The organism is Halalkalibacterium halodurans (genome assembly GCF_005671335.1).
In the GTDB taxonomy this organism is placed as follows: domain Bacteria; phylum Bacillota; class Bacilli; order Bacillales; family Bacillaceae_D; genus Halalkalibacterium; species Halalkalibacterium halodurans.
This window is the reverse complement of sequence record NZ_CP040441.1, coordinates 1,424,947-1,443,492: the sequence shown is the minus strand read 5'-3', so window position 1 is coordinate 1,443,492 and position 18,546 is coordinate 1,424,947. Positions and strand designations below refer to the sequence as shown.

The following is an 18,546-nucleotide window of genomic DNA, read 5'->3' as shown; positions in this document are numbered from 1 at the left end:
ATGTTCAGAAAAAGCGGGAAAACGTCAGGCGCTTTCCCGATCCTCTTTCTTTTTCAACACGTGATCAATTGTCCCGCCGCCAAGGCAGACATCGCCATCATAGAAGACAACTGCTTGTCCTGGTGTGATCGCCCGTTGTGGCTCGGCAAACAGGACTTCTACGGCTCCATCGCTCTGTGGATAGACCGTCACCTTTTGATCTGGCTGACGATAACGAAACTTCGCTGTACATTCAAACGGCTCGTCGCTTTCTCTTCGCAAAATCCAATTCACCTTAATCGCGCGTAGCCCTTCCGAATACAACCCTGGGTGATGGAAGCCTTGTCCTACATATAAGATGTTTTTTTCAAGGTTTTTTCCGATCACAAACCAAGGCTCTCCTGAACCACCGATCCCTAACCCTTGTCTTTGGCCAAGCGTGTAGTACATTAAACCGTCATGAGTGCCTTTCACTTCACCGTCTAACGTTTGCATCTCTCCTGGCTGTGCAGGTAAATAGGAGCTCAGAAATTCTTTAAAATCCCGTTTTCCGATAAAACAGATCCCGGTGCTATCTTTTTTCTTCGCCGTTGCTAACCCTGCCCGTTCCGCAATGGCACGTACTTCTTTTTTCTCTAAATGGCCGAGAGGAAACATAACCCTTGACAGCTGTTGCTGACTTAACGCGTTTAAAAAGTACGTCTGATCCTTGTTCGGGTCTTTCCCGCGAATTAATTGATATTGGCCATCGACATTTTTTACTTGCGCATAATGACCTGTCGCTACATAGTCTGCACCTAAGGTTAACGCATGGTTCAAGAACGCTTTAAATTTAATTTCTTTATTACACATCACATCTGGATTTGGCGTTCGACCAGCCTTGTATTCCTCTAAAAAGTAGGTGAAGACTTTGTCCCAATACTCTTTTTCAAAGTTGACCGCGTAATATGGGATCCCTAGCTGATTACATACTTGAACGACATCATGATAATCTTCGGTCGCAGTACAAACACCGTTTTCATCTGTATCGTCCCAATTTTTCATAAAGATCCCGATGACATCATAGCCTTGTTCCTTTAAAAGTAAGGCTGTTACAGATGAGTCGACCCCACCTGACATCCCGACGACGACTCGCGTCTTTTCTGGTCGTTTTGCTTCCATTTGCATCACCACCTTTTGGTCTTGGGTTTTTTATCGAATAAACGCCTCTTGGTCCTGAAGTCGTTTGACAATCTTCGCTGTTTCTTTTGCCGCCCATTGCACATGCTCTTTCGTATTGCCTAAACCAAAGCTAAAGCGCACACCTGATGTGACAAGCTCTGAGTCGCTTCCATGCATCGCCACAAGGACGTGGGAAGGCTCGATCGATCCTGCCGTACATGCAGAGCCACTTGAAGCAGCAATTCCCGCGAGGTCAAGATTAACGAGTAGCGCTTCCACATGAACACCAGGAAAGCTGACATTAAAAATGTGAGGTAAGCGCCATGTCTGGTGTCCATTCATGACAAATTGTACGCCCTCTTGTTGGAACTGGTCAAAGAATGTTTGACAATAATCGAAATAAGCTTTTTGCCGCTCTTCCCGATTGGCAATGGCTATTTCCACCGCCTTAGCAAAACCGATAATCGCTGCAACATTTTCCGTACCTGCTCGCTTCTTCCGTTCTTGCTCCCCGCCATATAAAGCCGGCTTCAGGACAACCCCATCTCGAACATACAAAAGACCAACACCTTTTGGGCCGTTAATTTTGTGTGCAGATACTGACAGCATATCGACAGGAAGATGGTCAAGCTCAATTGAGATTGCGCCAAACGCTTGAACAGCATCTGTATGAAGCACCGCTTGATGGTCTTGAAGCAAGGCACCGATCTCAGCAATCGGTTGAATCGTCCCAACTTCATTATTCACATACATGAGTGTTACGAGAATGGTGTCATCGCGTAACGCTTGCCTAACGTCTTCTACCGAAACGCGTCCCGTTTGATCGACTGGTACGTACGTCACTTCGAAACCTTGATGTTCCAACTCTTGACATGCATGAAGAACCGCATGGTGTTCTACTTGACTCGTAATAATATGATTTCCTTTTCCCCGATGTTGATAAGCATAGCCAAAAATCGCTAAATTATCGGCTTCTGTACCACCACTCGTAAAAATGAATTCAGAAGGGTCCGCCTGAAGGAGCCTCGCGATCGTCCCTCTCGCCTCATCCACTCCTTGACGCGCTCTGCGCCCAAACTGATGAATGCTAGACGGATTCCCGAATTGCTCCTCATAATAGGGGAGCATCGCTTGGATCACTTCTGGATGAACCGGTGATGTTGCCGCGTGATCTAAATAAATCGGCTCCATAGTTACACACACCCTCTTCAAATGCTAAATATAGAACATATAATATTCTTGGTCACCTTTATCTTCATAATTCGCTAAATCTTCCAATGTGGTACTATCCAACACTTCCTTGACCGCATCGCGAATTTTAATCCATAGATCTCTTTTGGCCGGTTCTTCGTTCTCCATCACTTCCACCGGGCTAATCGGCCCCTCAAGCACGCGAATGATATCCCCAGCGGTAATTTCTGATGCCTCTTTTGCTAACATATATCCTCCGTAAGCACCCCGAACGCTTTTTACAAGCATAGCGTTACGTAACGGTGCTATTAATTGCTCTAAATAATGTTCTGATAAGTCATGCTCTTTCGCGATCGATTTTAGCGAAATTGGACCCTCACCTGATTTTTTCGCGAGCGCCATCATGATGGTAAGTCCGTAACGCCCTTTCGTGGATATTTTCATAACGAATCCCTCTTTCTAATAAGTAATCTACGAACGCTTTGCATTGGGGTAGCGTAAACCCGACAATCGTTCCGATCCCGAAACAAAACAGAACCGTCCCGAGAAATACCGGTCCACCCAATAGCCAGCCTGCTGTGAGTACGAGTATTTCCATCCCGCCCCTTGCATACTGCACCTTCCATCCCGTTTTTTCAGCGATGGCTAGCATTAAACTGTCCCGTGGACCTGCCCCACAATTCGGTGCGATATATAAACCGATACCATATCCGATAATTATAATACTAACGATCAAAGCGATCAGTTGGACGACAAACCCTTCAAATGGAGGGATCATCCATAAAAAGATATCGATGAACACACCAACTAAAAGCATGTTTACAAACGCTCCTAGCTGCGGCCATTCCTTCGTTAACCAAGCAGTCAGACCAATGATACAAAAACCCATAATAATCGACCACGATCCGACCGTTAAGCCAAACTGCATCGTTAAACCGATATGTAGGACATCCCATGGAGCACTTCCTAAATTGGCACGAATCATCAAAGCAATCCCAAAGGACATGACGATCAGGCCGATCATGAAAATAAGCCAACGTAAAAGTAAGCGTTTCGTTCTCCACTCCGTTTCAGATAACATTCTGAATACCCTTCTCTCTCTTGAAGTCCTTGCCATTATAGCATGAATTGTTTTCAAATTGGTATCATCTCACACGGTTTGCGTTTGCATTGGTTTTTTCTTCAAGATGTTTTACACTTGAGACAGACTTAAACATTGTAGGTGACGTTACATGAAAAAACAGCCATTAGCCTATCGAATGCGGCCATCGAACATTGATGAAGTGATTGGTCAACAACATTTAGTTGGTGAAGGAAAAATTATCCGTCGCATGGTGAATGCTGGGCAGCTTTCATCGATGATTTTATACGGACCTCCAGGAGTCGGAAAAACATCGATCGCTCAAGCCATCGCCGGCAGTACAGATACTCATTATAAGTTGTTGAATGCAGTCGTCAACAATAAAAAAGATATGGAAATTGTCGTTGAGGAAGCAAAAATGTCTGGCCAACTTATTCTTATTTTAGATGAAGTCCACCGCCTCGACAAAGGGAAGCAAGACTTTCTCTTGCCTCACCTAGAAAAAGGGCTGCTTATTTTAATTGGAGCGACAACAGCCAATCCGTTCCACTCCATCAATCCTGCGATCCGTAGCCGCTGCCAAATTTTTGAACTCACTCCACTAACGACGGATGAGATTAAAGTTGCCTTAACAAGAGCCTTGACGGATAAAACACACGGACTTGGGGAGGAGCCTGTTGTCATTTCCGACGAGGCGTTGGCGCATTTTGCCTTCGCTTGTGGCGGAGATGTACGCTCTGCTTTAAATGGACTAGAGCTTGCCGTACGCTCGACCCAACCGAATGTTAAGGGAGAGAAGGAAATTACATTATCTGTTGCAGAGGAGTGCATTCAACGAAAAAGCTTTCATCATGATAAAGATGGTGATGCCCATTATGATGTTTTATCCGCTTTTCAAAAATCGATTCGCGGCAGTGATGTCAATGCAGCTCTTCACTACCTTGCAAGACTCATTGAAGCGGGAGATTTAGTAAGCATTGGCCGTCGTTTACTTGTGATTGCATACGAAGATATTGGGCTCGCCAGCCCACAGGCAGGGCCGCGGACCCTTGCGGCCATTGAAGCAGCAGAGCGCCTCGGCTTCCCAGAAGGCCGCATCCCGCTGGCAAATGCTGTGGTTGAACTTTGCCTCTCCCCTAAGTCGAATTCTGCTTATGTTGCTTTAGATGCAGCGATTGCCGATATTCGTAAAGGTCATGTCGGAAGCGTTCCAGCCCATTTAAAAGATGCCCACTATAAAGGGGCTGAACAACTCGGACGAGGAATTGGCTATAAATATCCACACGATTATGAACGTGGTTGGGTTAAACAACAATATTTACCTGATTCCTTAAAAAGTCGAGCATACTATGAGCCCAAGCGAACAGGCAAGTTTGAAGATGCCTTAGCAGATGTCTATGAGAAGCTTAGAAAATCAACATTTTCAAAAGAAAGCTAGCATTTTTCTATCATACTGGTATATCTCTTCATATTCTTGGAAACGATACAACTAGACAATGATTTAATGAGGAGATGATCCAGAATGAAAGTAAGACAAGATGCATGGTCTCATGAAGATGATGTTTTCTTAGCGGAAACCGTACTAAAACATATTGAAGAAGGAAGCACCCAATTACGTGCCTTTGATGAAGTAGGTGACGTATTAAACCGGACATCTGCAGCCTGCGGATTCCGCTGGAATGCTGTTGTCCGTCAGCGTTATGTAAAACAAATTGCGGAAGCGAAAAAGGAACGAAAGCGCCGAAAACGTGCAGCATCTTATGCCTATCAGCTATATCCTACAGCGAGCCAACAACCAGTTGTGTTAACTGGTGAGGCTACATCTCTTACACTACCGATGGTAATTGAATTTTTACAGCAGTTAGCAACCCATCAAGTAGCAGACGGACAAACGCGTAAAGAGCAAGAAGAGCTGATGAAACAAAATGAACAGCTTCAAGAACGAAACAAAGAGCTTGAAAAAGAACTACAAAAAATCAAACAAGAGCATAGTATCATCGAAGAAGATTATCAATCAATGATCCAAATTATGAATCGTGCGCGGCGGATGGCGATTTTACAAGACGACGAACCAGCCTCGACGCAAGCATTTAAGATGGATAAAAACGGTAATTTAGAAAAAATCGCAAAATAACGAAACAAAACCCATTCGGTCATGAGTGACTGAGTGGGCTTTGTGTTGTATTAACGCTGGATTTCAATGCCATCGAGAAGTTTGCTGATGACGTGACCGGCCATGAATAATCCAGAAACCGACGGAACGAACGCATTAGAGGATGGTGGCATTTTCGCCTTTCGTATCTTTCCACTTTCGGCAGCCTCTGGGACAATTTCTTTGCGAATGTCTTCTCTGATTCGAATTGGCTGCTCATCGGAATAAACGACTTCGATCCCTTTATGAATCCCCTCTTTGCGTAAGCGGGTGCGAATCACCTTTGCAATCGGATCATAGCTCGTTTTCGAGATATCCGCAATTCGCAGACGAGTCGGATCCATCTTATTAGCAACACCCATACTCGAGATGATCGGAATGTTCCGCTTGAGACATTCTTTCATAAGATGAATCTTGTACGTAATCGTGTCACTGGCGTCAATGACGTAGTCTGGCTCGTAGCTGAAAAACTGCTCATATGTCTCTTCTGTGTAAAACATTTTTAAGGCAATGACTTCACACTCTGGATTTATGTCGGAAATTCGTTCTTTCATCAAGTCTACTTTTGGCCTTCCGACCGTCGATAGCAATGCGTGAATTTGACGATTCACATTTGTAATATCCACATCATCTTTATCAACGATGACGATGCGGCCGACACCGGAACGGGCTAATGCCTCTACGGAAAACGAGCCCACTCCGCCAACTCCTAAAACCGCAACCGTCGATTGCTTTAAGCGCTCTAATCCATCGTGTCCGATGGCAAGTTCATTTCTTGAAAATTGGTGCAACATTCCTTCTTCTCCTTCCACATGCGTCAATCCTTTTACGGAAATGACTATATCATAACAGATCGAAAAAACAAAGACCTCAACGCTGGATTCTGGGGAAACGAATATGAGTTAAAAAGGGGTTCATTGAGGTTGGTCTTACTTATGGCGGAAGCGATCGCTTTACTCTCTTAAGCGTAAAAAAACCTAAGGGTGTGTCCCCCTTAGGCTCAAAATACAGTGTGTGAAAGAGTCCCAAATGTGCCGTCGAAAACTTTGGTTTTGAACCTGCCCTCGGCAGGTGGGTGCTCTGCTCATCACTTCTTACGTCCCTCATCTATGAGAAAGGGCATGTAATCCATGAGGAGACAACAAGCTCCCTTATTCAAAAGTGTTGGCTCAAAACGTACAGTTATGCACGTACACCTCAGGACTCTTTGTTCAATTTCTGACCTTATTCTAGCATAAAGACCTCATCTTATGCAAGAGTGCACCATCTTTTTTCGCAATTTTCAGTCATTGTTTTCTTTTGTCGCTCACCTTGTAACTGTGATACGATAAATAGCAAATCCATTACTGATTATGGAGGGTTTACATGGACTGTCTTGCAAGTCAACGCTATGTTCTCATCAGGCAAGAAATAGGATGGATCGAAAAACGAACGATCGAGGAAACGTTTGAAATGCACCTGTTTCCTGATCAATTAGTAACATCATCAGAAACCTTTCCGCTCAAGCAGATTTTAGATATTTCTTACCGTAAGTCTGAAGAGGATATGGGCTATCTTTATCTTCATACGACCAGCGGTGTACGCACGTTTATTATTAAAGATGACCCTAAGCCTTTTGTTCAAGCGTTTCACCGATTGACGAAGGGTGATGCATATTTGTCGTAGCTAGCTGTTTTTCAAACGCCCCATAAACACGATAGAGACTTAATCCTAGCTGCTTCGAAATGAATGGGATAACATCCTCATATACCTTCAGCCACCACGCTTCGCCTTCGTCCGCCGCAAATGTATTGATCCGTTGACACGGTAAGTGCTCTACCACCTTTTCTGCTTCCTTTTTTTCATGAGCAGCAACCATGACAAGGACGTTCGCGATCCTGTTTTGCTCTTTTTCTTTTATGAGCATCGGTTGACGTTCTCCTTTGTATCGTTCATGGAACAAGTAATCTTCGACCATGCTGTTGGCCGTCGCCTCCTTCCCTGCACCAGGTCCAGTGAACAGCAGTCGCTCGATCGCTTTCCCTTCCAAGACAACAGCGTTCGTAACGCCATAGACTGTACTAAATGGATGATCGTTTGTAAAAAAGGCAGGTGCAACAGACCCAATAATGGTGTTATTTTTTACAGAGGCTCTACCGTCAAGCTTTAACGTGAGCCCTAGTGATTGACCTAATTCGACGTGCCAGTCGAGCACGTCATGTAGTCCGCTTCGCGAAATGTCGTCACGGTTTGACCAAATCCCAAAACAAAGTCGTGCTAATATTCGGATTTTATACCATGCATCATATCCTTCAATGTCGTCCGTTGGATCAGCCTCTGCATACCCTTTGGCCTGGGCTTCCTCCAGCATGTCTTGAAACGGTCGGTTTTGCTCAATCATCCCTGTTAAAATATAGTTTGTCGTTCCATTTAAAATCCCCGCTACTGATGTAAAGGAAGTCGTCGCTAGCGTACCTTTAATGGCATTTAAAATCGGGATTCCTCCGGCTACCGCTGCCTCGTAACAAAGGTACGTGTCGTTTTCGGCAGCTAGCCGTTCCAGTTCCTCTCCTCTTTCAGCAACGAGTTTTTTGTTTGCGGTCACGACGGGTACGCCTTTTTTCAAAAAGAAGCGGACATAATCATACACTGGCTCAATTCCACCAGCCGCCTCAAATACCACATCATAATGACGAGCAGCAAATGTCTTCCAATCGTCTGTTACAAGGGCGTACTGTTCACTATGTTCATGCTTTCTCCGATTGGTCACAAGCAACATTTCGAGAGTAACTTCTTTCCTTAATCCTCGCTCCAATTGAACTAGACTCTCGACAACACCTTGCCCAACGGTGCCAAATCCGATCACACCAACTTTAATCATCTGATTATTTCCCCTTTCGTATGCCCTCTCCTCATTTTTAGGTTCTTAGTCAAATGTTGGGGTGGCATAGGAGGGCGAGCCCCTCTTATCCTACCCCGAATGTCTGATGTTTGAATTGATGATGCAAGAGAATACGGTTTCGCAAGCGATCATAACGCCGAAAACCAAAGGCATTTCTCTTAATCACCTTCGTTTGATTATTCAGTCCTTCAATAAAACCATTGTTTAAGCCAAACGCGAGGCTATTCAAGATCTCGGTCTGCCAGTTCTTCAGCGTCTGAATGGCTCGGTGGAACTCCTTTAACGGGCTCGCCTCCACTCTTCGGTAAAAGGCGTAGAGACCTTGTTTCACCTCGCTCATTCGTCCTTCCCTTCCTTGCATCTTCGCTTCTTGATACCACTGACGAAAATGTTCTTTTAGCTCATACGCTTCCCTTAAATCAGGGGATAGCTCTAAGTACCGCTCCACCTTCTTCTTTTGCTTATCATCCAGTCCTTCTCTCTCTTTCTGAAACAGATGTTTGATCCGTTTACATCGTTTTCGATGATACGGATGGAACGCTTTTTGCACTCGGCGGCGAACCCCTTCCAGAGCCCAGTAGATGTAACGACAGAAATGGAACGGATCCCCAATGATGAGCGGGTGGCCTAAGGCCTTTTGAACAGCCGACTTGAAGGTATAACTGAGATCCATCACGACTGTTTTCACATGATGACCCTTCTCTTGAAGATATCGTTTAAGCGTATCGGCTTTACGATCCGGTAAGATATCCAGTGGCTTCCGTGTATCTGCATCCGCAATGATCACTTGATATTTCCCCGCATTCGTATCCCCTTTGTAATCATCAATCGCAATCCGAGGAGGAAGGTGATCCACCTTCTTCACGAGGGGGGCCGCCAATTGATCAAACCGGCGCATGGCAGTTGTCACGGACGTTTGGAATTGATTCGCTGTGTCCGTAAAGTTCTTCCCTTGAATGAGCCGTAAGCGAAACGCTTGATTCCATTCTACTGTCTGACGCTGATATCGCTCTACAAAACAGGCTTTCTCCGCAAACCGCTTCCCGCATCTGCACGCGTACCGGCGCTTTCGATAGAATAGATACACCCACCGTTCAAAGAGCTTGAGATGTTGAACTTTTTGGATGCGGTAATCATGGATTCTCTCGGTTCTCTCCCCGCAGGATGGGCAACGATGAGGCGTTCGCGGCATTTCTACATGGAGCGCGATAAAGTCCTCTCGTTCCTCCATCTTTGTGACCTTCACACCTTTTAATCCGGGCAAATCCATGGTAAAATTCATCGTACACGCAGCTCCTATCCTTTCTTTGTTTCTCGGCAATTCAAGGATAATGGATAAAGGAGCCTGCGTGCATTTTTTTTGCCCTCTTTTGTGCAAAAACCCCAACATTTATTGTAGAGCCCATTTTTATAAAAACTTGGCTCTCTAACAAAAAAACCTTTCCGATAAGGAAAGGTTTTCGCCTTCGCTTATCTTCCAGAATGAAATCATTCTGCTGAAATTAGCACCTTCGTTTGCTTGGCTAACAAACGGGTTGCCGGGCATCATCGGGTCAGTCCCTCTGCCTCTCTCGATAAGTCTTTTTATTATCACTTTTCACTTGATCTTGATTGCCATTATAAGCAGGAAATATCCGCCTGTCAATGAAAAGATTTTGATCACACGTTTACTTTATCTGGCTTATGACCAATAATTGATAAATTTAAATCGAGCAGTTGTTCTAGACTAACTTCTCCTGGCGCTTCTGTTAACAAACAACTTGCGCTTGCTGTTTTCGGAAACGCAATAGTATCACGAAGGTTCGAGCGACCAGCTAAAAGCATGACGAGTCGGTCAAGCCCAAGAGCAATTCCTCCATGTGGCGGGGTCCCATATTCAAACGCTTCAAGCAAAAAGCCAAATTCTTTTTGGGCACCCTCTTCTGTGAAGCCTAGAGCCGCAAACATTTTCTCCTGAACCGGGCGCTGATAAATCCTTTGGCTTCCACCTCCAAGCTCATAACCGTTTAACACAAGGTCATAGGCATCGGCGCGAACGCTCGCTGGATCTGTTTCAAGCTTCGTTAAATCTTCTTGCTTCGGACTTGTAAACGGATGGTGGAGGGCGACGAATCGCTTCGCCTCTTCATCGTATTCAACAAGTGGAAAGTCCACAACCCATAGGAAGTTAAATTTCGACTCGTCGATCAAGTTGAAATCTTTACCTAGCTTTAAGCGAAGAGCACCAAGGCTATCGAAGACGACTTCCTTTTTGTCAGCAGCAAAGAACAGCAAGTCTCCATCCTCTGCCCCCATCGCTTGCTGTAACTCAGCACCAGTCTCTCCTGCAAAGAACTTCGCAATCGGGCCTTTCAGCTCATCTTCTTCTACCTTCAACCAAGCTAACCCTTTCGCGCCGTATGGTTTGACAAACTCGGCAAGCCCGTCGATCTCTTTACGGGACAGGCTTCCTGCTCCGCCTTTCAAGTTTAGGCCTTTAACAATTCCGCCACTCTTGATAGCACTTGAGAATACTTTAAAGTCACTATCTTTCACAATGTCAGACAGTTCAATGAGTTCCATTTCAAAACGAGTGTCTGGCTTATCTGAGCCATATCGGTTCATCGCATCGTCATACGTCATTCGTGGGAACGGCAAAGCGACGTCGAGCCCTTTTACTTCTTTCATGATTTTTGCCATCATGTTTTCCGTCATCGTAAGCAAATCTTCTTTATCCATAAAGGACGTCTCAATATCGATTTGAGTAAACTCTGGCTGGCGATCAGCCCGTAAATCCTCATCACGGAAGCAGCGAACAATTTGATAATAACGCTCAAACCCTGAAACCATAAGAAGTTGCTTAAAAATTTGCGGTGATTGGGGCAATGCGTAAAATTCCCCGTGATGGACCCGACTCGGCACTAAATAGTCGCGAGCGCCTTCCGGTGTACTTTTCGTCAACATGGGTGTTTCAATTTCAAAAAACTCCTGTCCATCAAGAAAATCGCGAATAAGCTTTGTTGTTTGATGACGGAGCTTCATCGTCTCCTGCATGTCTGGACGACGAAGATCCAAGTAACGATACTTTAAGCGAATGTCTTCTGACGCGTCCGTGTTCGCTTCAATTTGAAACGGGAGTGATTTCGCTTTATTTAAAATTGTCAGGCGCTCTACATGAACCTCGATGGTTCCTGTCGCAATTTTGTCATTGACTGTACTTGGGTCCCTTTTTAAGACAACTCCTTCCACATCAAGGACGTACTCATTGCGCACCTTCTCTGCTGTCTCAAGTGCCTCCTGTGAAATATCGCTGTTGAACACGAGCTGAACGACACCCGAGCGGTCCCGTAAATCAACAAAAATGACCTGCCCTAAATCTCTTCTTCGTTGCACCCATCCTTTTAATTGAACTCGCTCGTTCACTTGCTCCTCTGATAGTTGTCCGCAATGATGCGTACGTCCGATCATGATTCGTTTCCTCCTTCGACTTGTTGTTTCATATGTGAGACTAAATCAGTTAGCGCGACATCTGTCTGCTCTCCTGTTTCCATATTTTTCACATTGACTTTACCTACCGCCAGCTCATCCTCGCCTAAAATAACGGTCCATTTCGCGTGAAGGCGATCTGCCGCCTTTAGTTGCCCTTTCATTTTCCGGTCTAAATAATCTTTCTCTGCGGAAATGCCAGCATTTCTTAGTTGATAGACGAGTTCGACCCCTTTATCTTTGGCCGCTTCCCCTAGCGTGACAACATAGCAATCAATCGCTTGGTTGTGGGCAGGTTTAGCCTGTTGAGCCTCCAACGCCATAATCGCCCGTTCGATCGAAAGGGCGAACCCAATTCCTGGTGTTTCCGGTCCACCGATCTCCTCGACTAATCCGTTGTAACGACCACCACCACAAAGGGTCGTAATCGCACCAAAGGCTTCCCCATCCACCATCACTTCAAAGGCTGTATGATTGTAATAATCAAGGCCACGAACAAGGGTCGCATCAACGACAAACGGAATATTTAATGCGGTTAAATACGATTGCACCTTTTCGAAATAGGCCTTTGATTCTGTGGATAGATAGTCATGAATCGACGGGGCCGTTCCCATCAGCTCATGATCCCGATCCTTTTTACAGTCTAAGATGCGAAGTGGATTTTTTTCTAGGCGATCCTGACAATCGTTGCAAAATTCATGAATTCTTGGCTTAAAGTGGTTGACGAGTGCTTCTCTGTGGGCAAGTCGGCTATCCGTATCTCCTAGGCTATTGATCACGAGCTTTAGATTTTTTAGTCCAAGCTCTTCGTAAAATCTCATCACAAGGGCCAACACTTCTGCATCAATAGCAGGATCAGCGCTTCCTAGTGCTTCTACACCAAACTGAACAAACTGCCGCATCCGTCCTGATTGCGGCCGCTCATAACGGAACATTGGCCCGATATAAAACAACTTCGTCGGTTGATTCGCTTGTCCGTATAGTTTATTCGAAACATAGGCGCGTGTGACAGAAGCCGTACCTTCTGGGCGTAGGGTCAAGCTTCTCCCACCGCGATCTTCAAACGTGTACATCTCTTTTTGCACAATATCGGTCGTATCACCGACACCGCGTAAAAATAACTCCGTATGTTCAAACATCGGGACGCGAATTTCTTGATAATTGTAGCGCCGACATAGGTCGTATGCTTTTTGCTCAATCCATTGCCATGTTTCCACATCTCCTGGCAGTATGTCTTGTGTTCCTCTCGGAATCTGTATCGCCATTGTTATTCCCTCCATTTTATTAGAAAAACTCGGCTTGTCCCCAAACCTAGAAGATTCGAAATAACGGGTATCCTTTTTGATCTTGCGACGTTATGTAAAAGGACAAATAAAAAACTCCCACCCCTGATGTATTATCCATCAGGGACGAGAGTTGATTCCCGTGGTGCCACCCTAATTGAAGCATGATATGACATGCTTCCACTCAAATGCAGATAACGCCTGCCTACGTTCTCTCCTACTAACGATTGCGTTCAGAAAGACTCCTCAAAGGTGTTCATTCATTAAGGCTGTTTTAGAAGGCTTTCAGCCGCTGACCTTCCTCTCTTTGAAAACAGATCTTAATTACTTTTCCTCTTCATCGGAAACCATTCGCAGTATGTTGTTGCTTACTATCATACGAATGAACGCAAGCTGTGTCAATAGGTTATTGTCTTCTATGATTACAGCGGGACCGTTTGGCGTCATGTGGCATTATTCCATTAGGGGACACGACCTCTTGCTCAAGCCTTTGGTGCTCGCCCATTAACTCACCGATTTCGAACCATGGTGAGACAGGCAACCGCTGCTCCAACGTAGCTGGACGAATACTAGAACGCATAGTGCTTCTCCTTTCAAGCGTCTATTAGTTCTAGCATGGTCAAAACTCTTCCATTTCTTTCACTCAATTTACATGTTTATCGCAAGAACCGTCGACTCCCTGACAATGAGGCGGAACGGTAAACGTTCCTCAAAAGGAGGAAGGTCGTTTATCTGCTCATCAAGAAGCATAAACATCACCTCTAATGCTCGGCGACCAATGAGAGAAATGGGTTGTTCAATGGTCGTTAATCTTGGGGTGACTAGGGTGGCAATTTGTTGGTTGTCAAAACCAACAATCGCTAAATCCTTTGGGATGTTCCATCCGTGGACCTTCGCTTCACTTAAGATCCCTGCCGCCACTTCATCACTTCCTGTAAACACAGCGGTCGGACGGGTATTTGTTTCAATTGTTTGAAACAGGCGAAACCACCGCTTGCCGTCATCAATGGAGAAGGCGTGGTAATAAGTCCACTCCTCCTTCGCCTTGATTCCGTATTCTTGTAAAGCACGGAGATAGCCAGCTTTTCGATCTTCCGATAACGGGATCGCCTTATTCCCAGCAAGACACGCAATTTTCCTATGCCCTAGCTCTAGAAGGTGCTTAGTCGCCACATAACCCGCTTCCTCTTGATTTAAACGAACGAGAGGGATCGACATTCCCGGGCGATATTCGTTGCAGGCGACCATCGGTCCGTAAGCCGTATAGGGCTCGATTACTTCCCATTCATTTTGCATTGAAGCCATGATGATCCCGTCGACTTGCTTCGTTCGCAACAATTCTAAATAGCTTAATTCTTTTTCCTTGCTCTGTCTCGTGTTGCAAAGAATAAGCTGATAGCCGTGTTCTGAAGCAACACGCTCCATTTCATCAACTAATCCACTAAAAAAAGGATTCACGATGCGCGAGATGACAACGGCGATCGTCTCCGTTTTATTTCGCCTCAATCTCTGTGCAGAGGAATTTGGAACATAGCCAAGTTGCTTCATCGCATCGAGAACCTGTTGTCGTTTCTCATCGGAAACGTATGGGTGGTTGTTTATGACACGAGAAACCGTTGTTCGCGATAATCCAGCTAATTGGGCTACCTCTTTAATCGTCGCCATGTGACATCATTCCTCACCGTTAGAATCATCGCGTCCATATGACGGTGATCCTTTTTACAAATCATACCTATTCCCTTAAGCCCACCACATCTCGGTCGGTTTTTCTTTAATGAGCAGCGGTTTTAAGTTGCGAACCGCCGTCTCAAATCCTTCATCTATGGACATAAGCGGATCTTCGTGCTCAATGCTAATCACATGATCGTAACCGTATGTGCGTAAAGCGCTAATCATCTGCGTCCACTCATGTATATCATGGCCGCAGCCGACTGAGCGGAAATTCCATGCTCGAGTTTGAATATGCGTATATGGTTGCATATCGGTTAATCCATACATATTGACTTGCTCTTGGTCAATAAAAGTATCCTTTGCATGAAAATGATGAATCGCACCCTCACGTCCGAGAATTTTGATCGCAGCCACAGGGTCAATTCCTTGCCACCAAAGATGGCTCGGGTCTAAATTAGCCCCGATCGCCGGAGACGTCGCTTTACGCAATGTGAGCAGGGTATACGGCGTATGGACGAGAAAACCGCCGTGGAGTTCTAACGCCACCTTCACGCCATGCGTCTCGGCCCATTCACCAATCTCCTTCCAGTACGGGATAAGCTTCTCTTCCCACTGCCATTCAAGAATGTGACGATATTCGTTCGGCCAAGGGGCGACAGGCCAGTTCGGATATTTAGCCCCTTCATGATCACCTGCTGTTCCCGAGAAACAGTTGACGACGGGAACGTTCATTTTCCCTGCCAGTTCAATCGTTTCACGAAGCGCTTGATCGCTCTCTTTTCGAAATGCTTCATCCGGAGACAAGGGGTTGCCATGACAACTAAATGAACCAAGGAGCAGACCACGCTGTTCAAGCTCCTCTTGATACCGCTTACGTTTTTCCGCGCTTGTTAAAAGTTCTTGTCTTGGACAGTGCGCATCCCCAGGATAGCCGCCCGTTCCGATTTCCACTGCTTGCACACCCGCTCCTTTCACTTTTTCAAGCATCTCAGTGAAAGAAAGGTTTCCATAGAGAACCGTAAATACACCTAACTTCATCGTCCGATACCTCCTACATTATAACTTAATCGTTCGCCCCGTTCTGCTTGCCTCCATCGCTGCTAAAATGATGTTTAACGACGCATACCCTTCTTTTCCAGAAATCGGTGGCTCTTTTCCCTCGAGTACACTATTAACAAAATGAGCGATCACCCGAGAATCGGTCTGACCCCCTTCATCATTTGACTGTATTTGCCCTAATTCGTATTTCACGGTTTCTCCATTTTTATAGTGAACGATAAGGGAATAGTGAGGATCGTCCTCTAATCGAAGGATGGCGTTTTCTCCATACAAAACCGTCGAATTATCCTCTTGTGCTACGTAAGACCAGCTTGCCGTAAGTGTACCGACAATCCCTGATTCTGTTTTTAAAATGGCAACGGCATTATCATCCACATCTCCCTGCTTCGCGCTAGTCGTCACAAACGCTCCCACTTCAACTACTTCTTCCCCGAGAAGGTAGCGAAGCAAATCGGCTTTATGTACACCGAGATCACCCATCGCCCCGATGAAAGCCTGATCTTTTTTGAAGAACCAGCTATTTTCACCATCCACACTCCAACCTTCGGGACCGCCATGTCCAAAAGTGGTGCGGAAGCTGTAAATTTTCCCGATGTCCCCCGTTGCAATGAGCTGTCTCGCTTTCTCGTGAGACGAAACAAACCGTTGGTTGTGCCCAATCATTAAGCACATACCCGCCTCTTCTGCCGCCTTAATCATCGCCTCGCACTCCTCTGCCGACGTGGCCATCGGCTTCTCACATAAAACGTGTGTCCCTGCCTTCAAGGCGTCGATTGATATAGGAGCGTGGTATGCATTTGGTGTGCAAACACTCACGAGATCAATCTCTTCCTTTTCCAACAGTTGCATGTGGTCGGTGTAAGCGATAGCTCCATATAATTTTGCTACCTTTTTAGCCCGTTCCTCAACAGGATCACAGACGGCCACAATGGTCGTATGAGGATTTTGTTCATACTCTGGTAAATGTCGATGTTGGGCAATACTGCCGCAACCAATGACAGCAACTCGTAATGTTTTCAAGCGAATCCCTCTCCCTTCCATTCATTCTCCATGTTATTTTCTTACTTTTCTGAAATGGTTTCAAGCGGTTTGGCATTCCCGTAAACTGGTCCACCTCGCCTTACAGGTGCGAGCCACTTCACACAGTTCACAATAACCTTACGAATATCCTCATGGTAATAGGTCGGATATGTTTCATGTCCTGGCCTGAAGTAAACAACTTTTCCGTTGCCACGGCGATACGTTGCGCAGCTACGGAACACTTCCCCTCCTTCAAACCAACTCACCATCACAAGTTCATCAGGGACAGGAATGTCAAAATGCTCCCCGTACATTTCTTCTTTTTCAAGGACAATGGATTCACCAATTCCTTCAGCAATCGGATGACTTGGATCAACGACCCAAATCCGCTCTTTTTCATCTGCTTCACGCCATTTTAAATCACAAGAAGTCCCCATCAGCCGCTTGAAAATTTTCGAAAAATGCCCTGAATGAAGGACGAGCAGTCCCATGCCTTCCAGCACTCTTTTTTGCACACGATCGACAATTGGATCCTCCACTTGATCGTGGGCAACATGTCCCCACCATATAAGTACATCTGTTTTAGCCAGTTGCTCCTCTGTTAACCCGTGCTCTTTGTCGGCAAGGGTAGCTGTCTGTACGTGAACGTTTGTCATTCCTTTAAAGCACGAAGCGATCGCACCATGAATGCCGTCTGGGTACACGTTTTGTACGAGAGGGTTGTTTTGCTCATGAATGTGCTCATTCCAAATCAAGACGTTCATTTTCATACACGCTCCTATTCTTTTACAGACCCTGATGTTAGTCCGGCAACAATTCGCCGTTGAAACAATAATACGATAATGACAATGGGAACCGTGACGATAACCGTCGCGGCTGTAATATCTCCCCACGGAATCGTATATTGACTTTCATAAAGTGACAAGCCGACTGGTACGGTTCGCCAGCGGTCTGCCGTGTTAATCGTTAACGCAAATAAATACTCATTCCATGCCGCAATAAACACGAGAATCGCCGTCGTGAACACGCCTGGTGCCGCGAGTGGGAAAATGATTTTGCGAAACGTTTGAAATGGGGTGGCACCATCAAGCTTTGCCGACTCCTCCAGCTCGAACGGAATCTTTTTAAAAAATGTCGCTAAAATCCAGATGGCCAGTGGAAGGCTGATCGTAATATACGGGATCACTAACCCGAAGTAGCTATTACGCAAGCCTAAGTCAGTAATAAAACTATAAATCGGCGTAATGATCGCAATTTGCGGGAACATGGATGCTGCTAAAACCGTCCCGAGAATGAGGCCCTTTCCTTTAATCGGCAATCTCGTTAATGCGTATGCAGCAAGGGATGCACAAGCAATGGCAATCAATGTTGTGAGCGAAGAAATGACAAAACTGTTCATCATATACGTAAACAATGGCCGGTTATTCACAGCATTTACGTACGATTGAAACGTTGGCTCGGCCGAAAACCAAGCAAACGAAGCAAAAATCTCACGGGGAGGTTTAATCGATGTTAAGAACACCCAAATGAATGGGAACATGACGAGAAATACAAAAACTATTAAGAAGAAATAAAACGAAGCTCCACTCTTCTTTTTCATCGC

General features: G+C 45.5%; 18 protein-coding genes, 1 other RNA gene, 1 riboswitch and 1 other annotated feature. Of the genes, 3 read left to right on the top strand and 16 right to left on the bottom strand.

Going from position 1 to position 18,546, the window contains the following annotated elements; all coding sequences use genetic code 11:
• Positions 1-24 precede the first annotated feature (24 nt).
• From mnmA to FED51_RS06955, 4 genes are read right to left on the bottom strand one after another with little or no spacing between them, the layout of a single operon-like run.
• Complete coding sequence (gene mnmA, locus FED51_RS06970; protein WP_053431575.1) at positions 25-1,140, bottom strand: tRNA 2-thiouridine(34) synthase MnmA; 1,116 nt, start codon at positions 1,138-1,140, stop codon at positions 25-27.
• A 30-nt stretch (positions 1,141-1,170) separates the two neighbouring features.
• Positions 1,171-2,331, bottom strand: a complete 1,161-nt coding sequence (locus tag FED51_RS06965; RefSeq protein ID WP_053431576.1) for a cysteine desulfurase family protein — start codon at positions 2,329-2,331, stop codon at positions 1,171-1,173.
• Positions 2,332-2,355: 24 nt separating this feature from the next.
• Positions 2,356-2,775: a cysteine metabolism transcriptional regulator CymR gene (cymR, locus tag FED51_RS06960; RefSeq protein ID WP_010897427.1), complete on the bottom strand. Its 420-nt coding sequence runs from the start codon at positions 2,773-2,775 to the stop codon at positions 2,356-2,358.
• The gene (locus tag FED51_RS06955; protein WP_010897426.1) at positions 2,708-3,412 is read right to left on the bottom strand and encodes a YczE/YyaS/YitT family protein; all 705 of its coding nucleotides are present in this window, start codon (positions 3,410-3,412) and stop codon (positions 2,708-2,710) included. Before FED51_RS06955 ends, cymR begins: the two co-directional genes overlap by 68 nt.
• 151 nt (positions 3,413-3,563) lie before the next feature.
• Here FED51_RS06955 and FED51_RS06950 point away from each other — a divergent pair, with 151 nt between their 5' ends.
• Both FED51_RS06950 and FED51_RS06945 read left to right on the top strand, forming a co-directional pair.
• Positions 3,564-4,850 (top strand): replication-associated recombination protein A, encoded by a 1,287-nt coding sequence (locus tag FED51_RS06950; protein ID WP_053431577.1) that lies wholly within the window; start codon positions 3,564-3,566, stop codon positions 4,848-4,850.
• Positions 4,851-4,934: 84 nt separating this feature from the next.
• The gene (locus FED51_RS06945; protein WP_010897424.1) at positions 4,935-5,546 is read left to right on the top strand and encodes an RsfA family transcriptional regulator; all 612 of its coding nucleotides are present in this window, start codon (positions 4,935-4,937) and stop codon (positions 5,544-5,546) included.
• A gap of 50 nt (positions 5,547-5,596) precedes the next feature.
• Here the strand turns inward: FED51_RS06945 and FED51_RS06940 are convergent, their stop codons facing one another.
• Positions 5,597-6,358, bottom strand: a complete 762-nt coding sequence (locus tag FED51_RS06940) for a tRNA threonylcarbamoyladenosine dehydratase (RefSeq protein WP_053431578.1) — start codon at positions 6,356-6,358, stop codon at positions 5,597-5,599.
• A gap of 224 nt (positions 6,359-6,582) precedes the next feature.
• Positions 6,583-6,771, bottom strand: a non-coding RNA gene (gene ssrS, locus FED51_RS06935) — 6S RNA.
• A gap of 158 nt (positions 6,772-6,929) precedes the next feature.
• Here ssrS and FED51_RS06930 point away from each other — a divergent pair.
• Positions 6,930-7,229, top strand: coding sequence for a hypothetical protein (locus FED51_RS06930; RefSeq protein WP_010897422.1), 300 nt, complete (start codon positions 6,930-6,932; stop codon positions 7,227-7,229).
• Here the strand turns inward: FED51_RS06930 and FED51_RS06925 are convergent.
• From FED51_RS06925 to FED51_RS06885, 10 genes are all read right to left on the bottom strand, one after another.
• Positions 7,171-8,424, bottom strand: coding sequence for a homoserine dehydrogenase (locus FED51_RS06925; protein WP_138090358.1), 1,254 nt, complete (start codon positions 8,422-8,424; stop codon positions 7,171-7,173). The genes FED51_RS06930 and FED51_RS06925 overlap by 59 nt on opposite strands.
• 85 nt (positions 8,425-8,509) lie before the next feature.
• On the bottom strand, positions 8,510-9,727 hold the full coding sequence (locus FED51_RS06920; protein ID WP_138090144.1) for an ISL3-like element IS651 family transposase: 1,218 nt from the start codon (positions 9,725-9,727) through the stop codon (positions 8,510-8,512).
• Between the two features lie 185 nt (positions 9,728-9,912).
• Positions 9,913-10,026, bottom strand: a riboswitch (SAM riboswitch).
• 78 nt (positions 10,027-10,104) lie between these two features.
• Positions 10,105-11,892 (bottom strand): aspartate--tRNA ligase, encoded by a 1,788-nt coding sequence (gene aspS / locus FED51_RS06915; RefSeq protein ID WP_053431580.1) that lies wholly within the window; start codon positions 11,890-11,892, stop codon positions 10,105-10,107.
• Positions 11,889-13,175, bottom strand: a complete 1,287-nt coding sequence (hisS, locus tag FED51_RS06910) for a histidine--tRNA ligase (RefSeq protein ID WP_053431581.1) — start codon at positions 13,173-13,175, stop codon at positions 11,889-11,891. Before hisS ends, aspS begins: the two co-directional genes overlap by 4 nt.
• A gap of 137 nt (positions 13,176-13,312) precedes the next feature.
• Positions 13,313-13,543: a binding site (T-box leader), on the bottom strand.
• Positions 13,544-13,599: 56 nt separating this feature from the next.
• A complete protein-coding gene (locus FED51_RS21055) occupies positions 13,600-13,773 on the bottom strand; it encodes a hypothetical protein (RefSeq protein ID WP_166740043.1) in 174 nt (57 codons plus the stop codon).
• Between the two features lie 68 nt (positions 13,774-13,841).
• Positions 13,842-14,858 carry a LacI family DNA-binding transcriptional regulator gene (locus FED51_RS06905; protein WP_138090356.1) on the bottom strand — a complete coding sequence of 339 codons (1,017 nt, stop codon included), beginning with the start codon at positions 14,856-14,858 and terminating at the stop codon, positions 13,842-13,844.
• A gap of 75 nt (positions 14,859-14,933) precedes the next feature.
• Entirely contained in the window at positions 14,934-15,902 is a 969-nt protein-coding gene (locus tag FED51_RS06900; protein ID WP_053431583.1) for a sugar phosphate isomerase/epimerase family protein, read from the bottom strand.
• A gap of 18 nt (positions 15,903-15,920) precedes the next feature.
• Positions 15,921-16,943 carry a Gfo/Idh/MocA family protein gene (locus tag FED51_RS06895; RefSeq protein WP_053432009.1) on the bottom strand — a complete coding sequence of 341 codons (1,023 nt, stop codon included), beginning with the start codon at positions 16,941-16,943 and terminating at the stop codon, positions 15,921-15,923.
• A gap of 41 nt (positions 16,944-16,984) precedes the next feature.
• Positions 16,985-17,707 (bottom strand): ThuA domain-containing protein, encoded by a 723-nt coding sequence (locus tag FED51_RS06890; RefSeq protein WP_010897415.1) that lies wholly within the window; start codon positions 17,705-17,707, stop codon positions 16,985-16,987.
• Between the two features lie 14 nt (positions 17,708-17,721).
• Positions 17,722-18,543, bottom strand: coding sequence for a carbohydrate ABC transporter permease (locus tag FED51_RS06885; RefSeq protein WP_053431584.1), 822 nt, complete (start codon positions 18,541-18,543; stop codon positions 17,722-17,724).
• Positions 18,544-18,546: the final 3 nt, after the last annotated feature.

Excerpts from the sequence above, each read along its gene's own strand:
- FED51_RS06965 (WP_053431576.1), bottom strand. The coding sequence starts at position 2,331 with ATGGAGCCGATTTATTTAGATCACGCGGCAACATCACCGGTTCATCCA.
- FED51_RS06930 (WP_010897422.1), top strand. The coding sequence starts at position 6,930 with ATGGACTGTCTTGCAAGTCAACGCTATGTTCTCATCAGGCAAGAAATA.
- FED51_RS06950 (WP_053431577.1), top strand. The coding sequence starts at position 3,564 with ATGAAAAAACAGCCATTAGCCTATCGAATGCGGCCATCGAACATTGAT.
- FED51_RS21055 (WP_166740043.1), bottom strand. The coding sequence starts at position 13,773 with ATGCGTTCTAGTATTCGTCCAGCTACGTTGGAGCAGCGGTTGCCTGTC.
- FED51_RS06920 (WP_138090144.1), bottom strand. The coding sequence starts at position 9,727 with ATGAATTTTACCATGGATTTGCCCGGATTAAAAGGTGTGAAGGTCACA.
- FED51_RS06940 (WP_053431578.1), bottom strand. The coding sequence starts at position 6,358 with ATGTTGCACCAATTTTCAAGAAATGAACTTGCCATCGGACACGATGGA.
- FED51_RS06900 (WP_053431583.1), bottom strand. The coding sequence starts at position 15,902 with ATGAAGTTAGGTGTATTTACGGTTCTCTATGGAAACCTTTCTTTCACT.
- aspS (WP_053431580.1), bottom strand. The coding sequence starts at position 11,892 with ATGATCGGACGTACGCATCATTGCGGACAACTATCAGAGGAGCAAGTG.
- FED51_RS06925 (WP_138090358.1), bottom strand. The coding sequence starts at position 8,424 with ATGATTAAAGTTGGTGTGATCGGATTTGGCACCGTTGGGCAAGGTGTT.
- FED51_RS06890 (WP_010897415.1), bottom strand. The coding sequence starts at position 17,707 with ATGAACGTCTTGATTTGGAATGAGCACATTCATGAGCAAAACAACCCT.
- FED51_RS06885 (WP_053431584.1), bottom strand. The coding sequence starts at position 18,543 with ATGAAAAAGAAGAGTGGAGCTTCGTTTTATTTCTTCTTAATAGTTTTT.
- cymR (WP_010897427.1), bottom strand. The coding sequence starts at position 2,775 with ATGAAAATATCCACGAAAGGGCGTTACGGACTTACCATCATGATGGCG.
- FED51_RS06955 (WP_010897426.1), bottom strand. The coding sequence starts at position 3,412 with ATGTTATCTGAAACGGAGTGGAGAACGAAACGCTTACTTTTACGTTGG.
- FED51_RS06945 (WP_010897424.1), top strand. The coding sequence starts at position 4,935 with ATGAAAGTAAGACAAGATGCATGGTCTCATGAAGATGATGTTTTCTTA.
- mnmA (WP_053431575.1), bottom strand. The coding sequence starts at position 1,140 with ATGGAAGCAAAACGACCAGAAAAGACGCGAGTCGTCGTCGGGATGTCA.
- hisS (WP_053431581.1), bottom strand. The coding sequence starts at position 13,175 with ATGGCGATACAGATTCCGAGAGGAACACAAGACATACTGCCAGGAGAT.
- FED51_RS06905 (WP_138090356.1), bottom strand. The coding sequence starts at position 14,858 with ATGGCGACGATTAAAGAGGTAGCCCAATTAGCTGGATTATCGCGAACA.